Source organism: Variovorax dokdonensis, assembly GCF_030316895.1.
Taxonomy (GTDB): Bacteria; Pseudomonadota; Gammaproteobacteria; order Burkholderiales; family Burkholderiaceae_C; genus Variovorax; species Variovorax dokdonensis.
The window spans coordinates 345,166-356,528 of record NZ_JASZYV010000002.1 but is presented as its reverse complement, the minus strand read 5'-3'; the positions used below and the strand labels follow the sequence as shown (position 1 = coordinate 356,528).

6 protein-coding genes are annotated in these 11,363 nt (G+C 68.6%); all 6 read left to right on the top strand.

Annotation, left to right across the window (positions count from 1 at the left end; all coding sequences use genetic code 11):
• The first annotated feature begins 85 nt into the window (after positions 1-85).
• The 6 genes from QTH91_RS10185 to QTH91_RS10160 are packed head-to-tail and all read left to right on the top strand — an operon-like array spanning position 86 to position 11,328.
• Positions 86-1,738 carry an alpha-glucosidase gene (locus QTH91_RS10185; RefSeq protein ID WP_286659963.1) on the top strand — a complete coding sequence of 551 codons (1,653 nt, stop codon included), beginning with the start codon at positions 86-88 and terminating at the stop codon, positions 1,736-1,738.
• A gap of 4 nt (positions 1,739-1,742) precedes the next feature.
• Complete coding sequence (gene glgB, locus QTH91_RS10180) at positions 1,743-3,902, top strand: 1,4-alpha-glucan branching protein GlgB (RefSeq protein ID WP_390367652.1); 2,160 nt, start codon at positions 1,743-1,745, stop codon at positions 3,900-3,902.
• Positions 3,902-5,977: a glycogen debranching protein GlgX gene (gene glgX, locus QTH91_RS10175; protein WP_286660633.1), complete on the top strand. Its 2,076-nt coding sequence runs from the start codon at positions 3,902-3,904 to the stop codon at positions 5,975-5,977. The genes glgB and glgX overlap by 1 nt, the downstream gene beginning before the upstream one ends.
• 22 nt (positions 5,978-5,999) lie before the next feature.
• Positions 6,000-7,337: a glucose-1-phosphate adenylyltransferase gene (glgC, locus tag QTH91_RS10170; protein ID WP_286659962.1), complete on the top strand. Its 1,338-nt coding sequence runs from the start codon at positions 6,000-6,002 to the stop codon at positions 7,335-7,337.
• A gap of 8 nt (positions 7,338-7,345) precedes the next feature.
• Complete coding sequence (glgA, locus tag QTH91_RS10165; RefSeq protein ID WP_286659961.1) at positions 7,346-8,818, top strand: glycogen synthase GlgA; 1,473 nt, start codon at positions 7,346-7,348, stop codon at positions 8,816-8,818.
• A 38-nt stretch (positions 8,819-8,856) separates the two neighbouring features.
• Positions 8,857-11,328: a glycogen/starch/alpha-glucan phosphorylase gene (locus QTH91_RS10160; RefSeq protein WP_286659960.1), complete on the top strand. Its 2,472-nt coding sequence runs from the start codon at positions 8,857-8,859 to the stop codon at positions 11,326-11,328.
• Positions 11,329-11,363 lie beyond the last annotated feature (35 nt).

The following is an 11,363-nucleotide window of genomic DNA, read 5'->3' as shown; positions in this document are numbered from 1 at the left end:
CGGCTTGGCCGGATTCCACGCCGCGCACGGTCCTTGGCCCGGTTTTCGCATGTCACAATGAAATTCGAACCTGCGGGGGGGCGGCATGGGCACGGACTGGTGGCGCGGAGCGGTGATCTATCAGATCTACCCGCGCAGCTTCAAGGACAGCAACGGCGACGGCATCGGCGACCTGCCAGGCATCACCGCCGGCCTCGACCATGTGGCGAGCCTCGGTGTGGATGCGATCTGGGTCTCGCCCTTCTTCCGCTCGCCCATGAAGGACTTCGGCTACGACGTGGCCGACTATCGATCGGTCGACCCCCTGTTCGGCACGCTGGAAGACTTCGACGCCCTGCTGGCCCGCGCGCATTCGCTCGGTCTGAAGGTCATCATCGACCAGGTGCTCTCGCACACCTCCGACCAGCACGCCTGGTTCGCCGAGAGCCGGCGCGCGCGGCCCGACGCGCAAGGCGATGCGGCCAACGACAAGGCCGACTGGTACGTCTGGGCCAACGCCAAGCCGGACGGCAGCGTTCCCAACAACTGGCTGTCGGTGTTCGGCGGCTCGGCCTGGCAATGGGACTCGCGCCGCAAGCAGTACTACTTCCACAGCTTCCTGGCCGAGCAGCCGGACCTGAACTTCCACTGCGAGGCGGTGCAGGAGGCCCTGCTGGCGGAGGTGCGCTTCTGGTGCGAGCGCGGCGTGGACGGTTTTCGCTTCGACGCCTGCAACCACCAGTTCCACGACGCGCTGCTGCGCGACAACCCGCCGGCGGACCCGGGCCAGAACGTCAGCACGGTGAAGGCCGACAACCCTTACGCGATGCAGCGGCACCTCTACGACAAGAGCCGGCCGGAGAACCTCGCTTTCCTGGAGCGGCTGCGCGCATTGCTGGACGAGTACGGCGCCGTCGGCCTGGGCGAAGTGGGCGACGAGGACGCCCCGCCCCTGATGGCGGCCTACACCGAGCGCGGCAAGCGCCTGCACCTGGCCTACAGCTTTGCGTTGCTGACCGACGAGCACAGCGCGCACCATCTGCGCGGGCAGGTCAAGGCCCTGGAAGACGCCATGGATCGGGTCGACGGATGGGGATGCTGGGCCGTCTCCAACCACGATTCCGTGCGGGTGGCCAGCCGTTGGAACGCCAACGGATCGGCGGACGCGCGGCGCGACCGCCTCTGGCTTTCGCTGCTCGTCATGCTGCGCGGCAGCGCCTGCATCTACCAGGGCGAAGAACTGGGCCTGCCTGAGGCCGAAGTGCCCTTCGAGCGCCTTCAGGACCCGTACGGCCGTGCCTTCTGGCCCGAGTTCAAGGGGCGCGATGGCGCGCGCACGCCGCTGCCGTGGAGCGCCGCCGCGCTGCACGGCGGCTTCAGCCACGGGTCGGCCGAGCCCTGGCTTCCGGTGTCCCCATTGCACCTGCCGCTGGCCATCGACAGGCAGGAGGGCGACCCGCATTCGATGCTCACATTCAGCCGCGCCCTGCTGCGCTGGCGCCGCCGTCACCCCGTGCTGCGCGAGGGCGCCATGCGCTTCATCGATCTGCCCGAGCCGTTGCTGGGCCTCGAACGCTTCGACGGAACGCACCGTTTGCAGGCGCTGTTCAACCTGTCCGACCAGAAGGTGACGGTGGAAGTGCCGCACATGCCCATTCCCGCTTCCGGCTCGCCCTTTTTCGGTGCGCGCGTGGACGACGACCGCCTGCACCTGCCTCCGTACGGTGTCTTTGTGGGGGCGCCCATCGGTGCTGCCTGAACTCTTGCCCCAATCCGTCGTGCAGGCCCTGATGCGGGCCGATCACGGCGACGCCTTTGCCGTGCTCGGACCCCACCAGACCGACGCGGGCCTGGTGGTGCGCGCGCTGCTGCCGGGTGCCAGGCGCGTGACCGTGCTGCAGGCCGACTCGGGCTGGCCCCTGGCCGATCTGGCGCGCCAAGGCCAAAGCGAGGTGTTCGCCGCGCTGGTGCCGGCGGCCGAGGCGCGCCTTGGCTATCGCTTCGAGGTCGACTGGGGCACGCACTTCTCGCACCTCGAAGACCCCTATCGCTTTCCGCCGGTGCTGGGCGACACCGACGTCTGGCTGCTGGCCGAGGGCACCCATCTGCGTCCTTTCGAGCAGCTTGGCGCACATCTGCACGAGATGGCCGGCGTGCGCGGCGTGCGCTTCGCGGTCTGGGCACCCCATGCGCGGCGCGTGTCGGTGGTGGGCGACTTCAACCAATGGGACGGCCGCCGCCACCTGATGCGACTGCGGCGCGAGTGCGGGGTGTGGGAGATCTTCGCCCCGCATGTGACGGCCGGCGACGCCTACGAGTTCGAGATCCTGTCGGCCCAGGGCCAGGTGCTGCGCAAGTCCGACCCCTACGGCTTCGCCGCCCGCCTGCGGCCCGGGACAGCCAGCGTGGTGCAGCCGCTGCCCGAGCCGGCGGTGCTGCCGGCGCAGCGGGCGGCGGCCAACCGGCGCGACGCGCCGATCAGCATCTACGAGGTCCATCCCGGCTCCTGGCGACGCAAGAACGGCCACGAATGGCTGACCTGGCGCGAACTGGCCGACTCGCTGGTGCCTTACGCGAAGGACCTGGGCTTCACCCATCTCGAACTGATGCCGGTGAGCGAGTTCCCCTTCGACGGCTCCTGGGGCTATCAGCCCATCGGCCTGTATGCGCCGACGTCGCGCTTCGGCACGCCGGCGGACTTCCGCCATTTCGTCCAGACCGCCCATGCGGCCGGGCTGGGCGTCATCCTCGACTGGGTGCCTGCGCATTTCCCGACCGACCCGCACGGCCTCGGCCAGTTCGACGGCACCGCGCTGTATGAATACGCCGACCCCCGCGAAGGCTTCCACCACGACTGGAACACGCTCATCTTCAACTACGCCCGCACGGAAGTGCGCAACTACCTCGTGGGCAATGCGCTCTACTGGCTCGAACGCTACGGCGTGGACGGGTTGCGCGTCGATGCGGTGGCCTCGATGCTGTATCGCGACTACAGCCGAAAGAGCGGCGAGTGGGTGCCCAATGCCCAGGGCGGCCGCGAGAACCTCGAAGCGATCGACTTTCTAAGGCGCACCAACCGCGTGGTGGGCGTGGAGCGGCCGGGCGCCATCACCATGGCCGAGGAATCGACCAGCTTCCCCGGCGTGACCCGCCCGCCCGAGCATGGCGGCCTGGGCTTTCACTTCAAGTGGAACATGGGCTGGATGAACGACACGCTGGCCTACACCGGCATCGACCCGGTCTTTCGCCCGCACCATCACCAGCAGGTCACGTTCGGGCTGATGTATGCGCACACCGAGAACTTCGTGCTGCCGCTCTCGCACGACGAGGTGGTCCACGGCAAGGGCTCGATGATCGGCCGCATGCCCGGCGACATGTGGCAGAAGTTTGCCGGGCTGCGCAACCTCTACGGCTACCTGTGGGCCTACCCGGGCAAGAAGCTGCTCTTCATGGGCGGCGAGTTCGCGCAGTGGGCCGAATGGAACCACGACCGGAGCCTGGACTGGCATCTGCCGGAGCAGCATGCGCAGCATCGCGGCATGCAGCACCTGGTGCGCGACCTGAACCAGGTCTACCGCCATTTCCCCGCCTTGCACGAACTCGACTGCGAGAGCGAGGGCTTTCGCTGGATCTGCCACGACGACCGCGATCACTCGGTGTTTGCGTTCGAGCGTCGTGCGCGCGATGGCTCGGTGGTGCTGGTGGTGTGCAACTTCACGCCGGTGGCGCGGCACGGCTGGCGCATCGGGGCACCGGCGCCGGGCGCCTGGCGCGAGATCATCAACACCGACCAGCCCGGCTACGGCGGCAGCGGTGTCGGCAACGGCGTGCTGCCGACCGAGCCCATCGCCTGGCACGAGCGCGATCAATCGCTGGTCATGAACCTGCCGCCGCTGGCGACCCTCATGTGGGTGCTGGCCTGATGCTCGGGCACGGCACGCCTTACCCGCTGGGCGCCAGCGTTGCGCTCGAAGGCGGCATCAACTTCGCCATCGCCGCGCCGCGGGCGGATGCGGTCTACCTGTGCCTGTTCGACGGCCTCGGTCTGCATGAGCAGCAGCGCCTGCGGCTGCCGGCCTGCACCGACGGCGTCTGGCATGGCCGCCTGCCGAGCGCGCGGGCCGGCCTGGTCTACGGCTACCGCGTCCACGGCCCCTGGGCACCGGCGCAAGGCGATCGCTTCAACCCCGCCAAGCTGCTGCTCGACCCCTATGCGCGCGAGGTCGTCGGGCGCTACGACGGCAGCGACATCTTCCTGGGCCACGACCCGGCCGACCCGAGCCGGCGCGACACGCGCGACAACGCCTCCGTGGCGCTCAAGGCTCGAGTGGTCGCCGACGCCCCGCCGCTGGCCGAGCCGTGTTCGCGCATTGCCGCATCGAACCGCGTGTTGTACGAGCTGCACGTGGGCAGCCAGACGCGGCTGCACCCGGGCGTGCCGCCCGAGCTGCGCGGCAGCTTCGCCGGGCTGGCGCACCCCAGCGTGCTGGATCATCTGCAAGGCCTGGGCGTGACCACGCTGAGCCTGATGCCGGTTCAGTTCCGCGCCGACGAGGCGCGCCTGCAGAAGCTGGGCCTGTCCAACCACTGGGGCTACACGCCCATCGGCTGGTTCGCGCCCGAGCAACGGTATGCCAGCGGCCGCGCGGGCGTCTCGCCGACGCAGGAATTCCGCGCCCTGGCCGACGCGATCCATGCGCGCGGCATGGAGCTCGTCATCGACGTGGTCTACAACCACAGCGCCGAAACCGACGAGGCCGGGCCCACGCTGAGCCTGCGCGGCATTGACAACGCGCTGTACTACCACCTGCGCCCGGACGAACCGTCCCTCTATGAGAACTGGACCGGCTGCGGCAATTGCCTGAACCTGTCCGAGCCGCGCGTGGTCCAACTGGTGATGGACAGCCTGCGCCATTGGGCAACGCAGATGGGCGTGGACGGCTTTCGTTTCGACCTGGCGCCTGTGCTGGCCCGCGGCCCGGCCCGCAGCGGCGGCGAGTTCGACCCGCATGCGCCGCTTCTGGCGGCCATCGCGCAGGATCCGGTGCTGTCGCAATGCCTGCTCATCGCCGAGCCCTGGGACATCGGTCCGGGCGGCTACCGGCTCGGCGAATTCCCGCCCGGCTGGCTGGAATGGAACGACCGCTTCCGCGACACCCAGCGCGCCTTCTGGCTGCACCGCGCCGTGGGCCGCGGTGCGCTGGCGCAGCGGCTGGCCGGCTCCAGCGACGCCTTCCAGCGCAACGGTCGCGCGCCTACCGCCAGCGTCAACTTCGTCACCGCGCACGACGGCTTCACCCTGCGCGACCTCGTCTCCTACGATGAGCGGCACAACGAAGCCAACGGCGAGCACAATCGCGACGGCCATGGCCACAACCTCAGCCGCAACTGCGGCGTGGAAGGCGACACCGATGATCCGCACGTGCTGGCCGAACGCGCGCGCCTTGCCCGCACGCTGCTTGCGGCGCTGCTGCTGTCGCAGGGCACGCCCATGCTGCTGGCCGGCGACGAGATCGGCCATACGCAGCGCGGCAACAACAACGCCTACTGCCAGGACAACGACATCACCTGGCTGGACTGGACACGTGCCGATTTGCGCTTGGCCGGCTACGTCGCCCGCGTGCTGGCGCTGCGGCGCGAGGCCAGGCCGCTCGCCCGCGCGCACTGGTGGCCGGCCCGGGCCGAACCAGGGGAGCCCGCGCTGCATTGGCTCGATCCGCAGGGACGTCCCATGACCGGCTCCGACTGGGACGACGCCGAAAGCCACGCCCTGGCGATGCTCTTCGACGCACCCTCGCGCGAGCCGCGCTGGCTGCTGCTGATCAATGCGCAGGCCGCGCCGGTGCGCTTTGCGCTGCCGCCCGGTGTCTGGCGGTTGCGGCTGGCCAGCGACGCCGAACCCGATTCGCAGCCCCAGTCCTCACCGTTGGCCGACGCCGTCGACGTTCCTGGCGGCAGCCTGTGGCTCGCCTGCGCATCTCCCGATCCGAATGCATGACTTCACACATAAGGAGGCACACATGAGACAAGACACCGTCCCCCAGACCCTGCAGGCGCATCAGCTGGTCCGCCGCACCGTGGCCCTCGTCCTGGCCGGCGGCCGCGGTTCGCGCCTGAAGCAACTGACCGATCGGCGCGCCAAGCCGGCCGTCTACTTCGGCGGCAAGTTCCGCATCATCGACTTCGCCCTGTCGAACTGCCTGAACTCCGGCATCCGGCGCATGGCGGTGGTGACGCAGTACAAGTCGCATTCGCTCATGCGCCACCTGCAGCGCGGCTGGAGCTTCCTGCGCGCCGAGTTGAACGAGATGGTCGATGTGCTGCCGGCGCAGCAGCGCATGGGTGACGAACGCTGGTACCGGGGCACCGCCGATGCGGTGTATCAGAACCTGGACATCATCGCCTCCAAGTCCACGCCGCACGACTACGTGGTGGTGCTGGCCGGCGACCACATCTACAAGATGGACTACTCGATCATGCTGATGGACCACGTGGCCCACGGACGGGGCTGCACCGTCGGCTGCATCGAGGTGCCGCGCATGGACGCGACCGCCTTCGGCGTGATGGCGGTGGACGAGCAGCGCACCATCACCGAGTTCCTGGAAAAGCCGGCCGACCCGCCGGCCATGCCCGGAAAGCCCGCCGTGGCGCTGGCCAGCATGGGCATCTACATCTTCGACTCGCAGTACCTCTACCGCCTCCTGGAAGAAGACAACGCCAACCCCGATTCGTCGCACGACTTTGGCAAGGACATCATTCCGCGCGCCGTGGCCGAGGGCCGCGCGGCGGCGCACCCCTTCGGCATGTCCTGCGTGACGCGGGCCCGTCGCGGCGGCGATGCACCGGCCTACTGGCGCGACGTCGGCACGATTGATGCATTCTGGGCAGCCAACCTCGACCTGGCCTCCATCACGCCCGAGCTCGACATCTATGACACCGATTGGCCCATCTGGACCTACCAGCGGCAACTGCCGCCGGCCAAGTTCGTGCTCGACCGCGACGGCAAGCACGGCATGACGGTCAACACCATCGTCTCGGGCGGCTGCATCGTTTCGGGCTCGAAAGTCAGCAGTTCGGTGCTGTTCTCCGGCGTGCGCGTGCATTCCTATTGCGACATCCACGAGGCCGTGCTCATGCCCGATGTGGAGGTCGGCCGCAGCTGCCGCCTGAGCAAGGTCGTGATCGACCGCGGCTGCGTGCTGCCCGACGGCATGGTGATCGGCGAGGACGCCGCCGCCGACGCGGCACGCTTCGAGCGCACCGAAGGCGGCGTGGTGCTGGTCACGCGCGAAATGCTGGCACGGCTGGCTGCCCAGGAAGGTGCGTCGCCGGACGCGGTCCCGGCCGCCAAGGGATGAGCGGCCCGATGCGCATCCTGCAAGTCAGCGCCGAACTCTTTCCCCTGCTCAAGACCGGCGGGCTGGCCGACGTGACCGGCGCGCTGCCGACGGCGCTTCAAGCGGCCGGCCACGACGTGCGGGCCCTGCTGCCCGGCTTTCCGGCCATCGTGGCGGGCGTGCGCGACTCCGCGCCCCAGGCCGAGTTCGATACCCCCTGGGGAGAGCGCGTGCGGCTGCAGCGCGGGCGCATTCCGGGTTCCGCGCCCGGCGTGCCCGATCTGCCAACCTACTGGATCGACGCCCCGCGCCTCTACGACCGCCCCGGCAATCCGTACGAGGACGAGCACCGCCAGCCCTACGGCGACAACCACCTGCGCTTCGCCCTGCTCGGCTGGGCCGCGGCGCGCCTGGCACATGGCATGGATGCGAAGTGGCAACCCCAGGTCGTGCATGCCCACGACTGGCATGCGGCGCTGGCGCCCACCTACCTGGCCTGCGTCCCGCAGCCTGCAGGCCTGCCTCGAGCCGCCACGGTGTACACGGTGCACAACCTGGCCTACCAGGGCCTGTTCGCGCCCTGGCACCTGCAGGAACTCGGGCTGCCGCCCGCCGCCTTCCACATGAACGGGCTCGAATACCACGGCCAGATCTCCTTCATGAAAGGCGGGCTGTGCTTCGCCGACCGGATCACCACCGTGAGCCCCACATACGCGCGCGAGATCCAGACGCCCGAGCAGGGCTTCGGCCTGGACGGCGTCCTGCGCAGCCGCGCCCATGTGCTGTCGGGCATCCTCAACGGCGTCGACGACCGGGTCTGGAACCCCGCCACCGACACGCTGCTCGGCGCTCGCTTCGATCGGAAGAAGATGCCCGGCAAGGCGCGCTGCAAGGCGGCGCTGCAAGCCGAACTCGGGTTGACCGAGCAAGCCGATGCGCCGCTGTTCATCCTGGTCAGCCGCCTGACCGAGCAGAAGGGACTGCCCCTGGTGCTGGAGGGCCTCGATGCGATCGTGGGCCAGGGCGGCCAACTGGCGCTGCTGGGCAGCGGCGACGGCTGGCTCGAAGCGGCCTTCCGCGAGCGTGCGGCCGCCAGCCCCGCGCAGGTCAGCGTCACGCTCGGCTACAGCGAAGCGCTGGCCCATCGCCTGTTCGGCGGCGGCGACGTGACGCTGGTGCCGTCGCTGTTCGAACCCTGCGGCCTCACGCAGATGTACGGCCTCAAGTACGGCAGCCTGCCGCTGGTGCACCGCGTCGGCGGCCTGGCCGACACGGTGGTCGACAGCTCGCTCGAGAACATCGCCGACGGCACCGCGACCGGCTTCGTGTTCGACCGCTTCGACGGCGAAGCCTTTGCGCGCGCCGTGCGCCGTGCCATCGCACTCTTTCGCCGCCCCACCGACTGGCGAGCCGTGCGCGCCGCCGCCATGAACCGGCCCGCCGACTGGGGCCTGGCCGCCAACCAATACGTCTCGGTCTACGAACAGGCACTGGCTGCCTGAGACCGCGCCAAAGATCCGCACTTGCTCATCGCCCCACCATGACCATCGAAGACTTCAAGTACGACCATCCGGACCGCGATGTCGCGGCCTTCAAGCGCGCCGTGGCCAACAAGCTCATCTACGCCGTCGGCAAGGACCCGGTGGCCGCCAGCCAGGACGACTGGCTGCATGCCACCGCCCTGGCCGTGCGCGACCAGCTGGTGGAGCGCTGGATGAGCACGACCCGCGCGCAGTACGCGCAGCGGCTCAAGCGCACCTATTACCTGTCGATGGAATTCCTGATCGGCCGCACCTTCACCAACGCACTGCTGGCGCTGGAGCTTTACGACACGGTCAAGCATGCGCTGGCCGATTTCGGCGTGGACATGGAGCAAGTGGCCGAGCGCGAACCCGACGCCGCGCTGGGCAACGGCGGCCTGGGACGCCTGGCCGCCTGCTTCCTCGATTCGATGGCCACGCTGGGCGTGCCCGGACTGGGCTACGGCATCCGCTACGAGTACGGCATGTTCCGCCAGAACATCGTCGACGGCCAGCAGGTGGAAACGCCCGACTACTGGCTCACGCGCGGCAACCCCTGGGAGTTCGCCCGGCCCGAGGTGCGCTTTCGCGTGCGCTTCGGCGGTCACGTGCAGAAGCGCGAAGGCAAGGGCGTGCCCTACGGCGCCGCCCGCTGGGTCGACACGCACGACGTTCTGGCCGTGGCCTACGACACCATCATCCCCGGCTACGGCACGCAGGCCACCAACACGCTGCGCCTATGGTCTGCGCGCGCCACCGAGGAGATCGACCTGTCAGCCTTCAACCGCGGCCAGTACATGGACGCGGTGGAAAGCAAGAACCATTCGGAGAACGTCTCGCGCGTGCTCTACCCCGACGACTCCACGCCCTCCGGCCGTGAACTGCGGCTGCACCAGGAGTACTTCTTCGTCAGCGCCAGCGTGCAGGACATGCTGCACCGCTACCTGCGCAACCACGACGACTTCGATGCGCTGCCCGAACAGATCAGCATCCACCTGAACGACACGCACCCGGTGCTGGCGGTGCCCGAGCTGATGCGCCTGTTGATCGACGAGCACGACCTGCCTTGGGACACGGCCTGGGGGCACACCCAGAAGATCTTCAGCTACACCAACCACACGTTGATGCACGAGGCGCTGGAGACCTGGCCGGTGGAGATGTTCGGCCGCATCCTGCCGCGCCACCTCCAGATCGTGTTCGACCTGAACGCCAGGTTCCTGGCCGGCATCACGCAGAAGCACGGCCACGACGCCGAACTGATGCGCCGCCTCTCGCTGATCGACGAGAACGGCGAGCGGCGCGTGCGCATGGCCTACGTTGCGGTGCTGGCCAGCCATTCGATCAACGGCGTCTCGGAGCTGCACTCGGAGCTGATGAAGCAATCCATCTTCGCCGACTTTGCCCGGCTGTTTCCCGAGCGCTTCAACAACAAGACCAACGGCGTCACGCCCAGGCGCTGGCTCGCCCAGGCCAATCCGCCGCTGGCCAAGCTGCTGGACCAGCGCATCGGCCGCGGCTGGCGGCGCGACCTCGATCAGCTCGTCGCCCTGCGTCCGATGGCGCAGCAGCCTGCGTTCGTGCGCGCCTTCCGCCATGCCAAGCGCGAGAACAAGCTGCGCCTTTGCAACTGGATCGAGCAGCACATGGGCCTGACGGTCGACACCGACGCCATGTTCGACGTGCAGGTCAAGCGCATCCACGAATACAAGCGTCAGCTGCTCAACGTGCTGCACGTGGTGACGCGCTACCTGCGCATCCTGGACGAGCCCGAAGGCAACCATGTGCCGCGCGTGGTGGTGTTCGCCGGCAAGGCCGCGTCGGCCTACCAGATGGCCAAGCTGGTCATCCGGCTCATCAACGACGTGGCGGCGGTGATCAACAACGACGATCGGGCGAACAAGCTGCTCAAGGTGGTGTTCGTGCCCAACTACAGCGTGAGCCTGGCCGAGCTGATCATCCCGGCCGCCGACTTGTCGGAGCAGATCTCCACCGCCGGCACCGAGGCATCCGGCACCGGCAACATGAAGTTCGCGATCAACGGCGCGCTGACCATCGGCACGCTGGACGGCGCCAACGTGGAGATGCGCGATGCGGTCGGACCGGAAAACTTCTTCATCTTCGGCAACACCACCGAGCAGGTGGCCGACATCCGCGCCAGCGGCTATCGGCCCGCCGATTACTACGAGGCCAACCTGGAGTTGCAGCGCGCACTCGACGCCATCCGCGACGGCATGTTCTCGCACGGCGAGACGGCGCGTTACCACGCCATCTTCGACGCGCTGGTGAACTGGGGCGACCACTACCAGCTGCTGGCCGACTACGCCAGCTACATCGAGACGCAGGAGCGCGTCGATGCGCTCTATCGCGACCCCGATGCCTGGGCCCGCATGGCCATCCTGAACGTGGCGGGCATGGGCAAGTTCTCGTCGGACCGGACCATCGCCGAGTACGCGCACGACATCTGGAAGACCAAACCGGTGAGCCTGGGCTGACCGCGCACCGGAAAGGTCTTTCCGCGCAGCAATGG

Excerpts from the sequence above, each read along its gene's own strand:
- QTH91_RS10160 (WP_286659960.1), top strand. The coding sequence starts at position 8,857 with ATGACCATCGAAGACTTCAAGTACGACCATCCGGACCGCGATGTCGCG.
- glgA (WP_286659961.1), top strand. The coding sequence starts at position 7,346 with ATGCGCATCCTGCAAGTCAGCGCCGAACTCTTTCCCCTGCTCAAGACC.
- glgX (WP_286660633.1), top strand. The coding sequence starts at position 3,902 with ATGCTCGGGCACGGCACGCCTTACCCGCTGGGCGCCAGCGTTGCGCTC.
- QTH91_RS10185 (WP_286659963.1), top strand. The coding sequence starts at position 86 with ATGGGCACGGACTGGTGGCGCGGAGCGGTGATCTATCAGATCTACCCG.
- glgC (WP_286659962.1), top strand. The coding sequence starts at position 6,000 with ATGAGACAAGACACCGTCCCCCAGACCCTGCAGGCGCATCAGCTGGTC.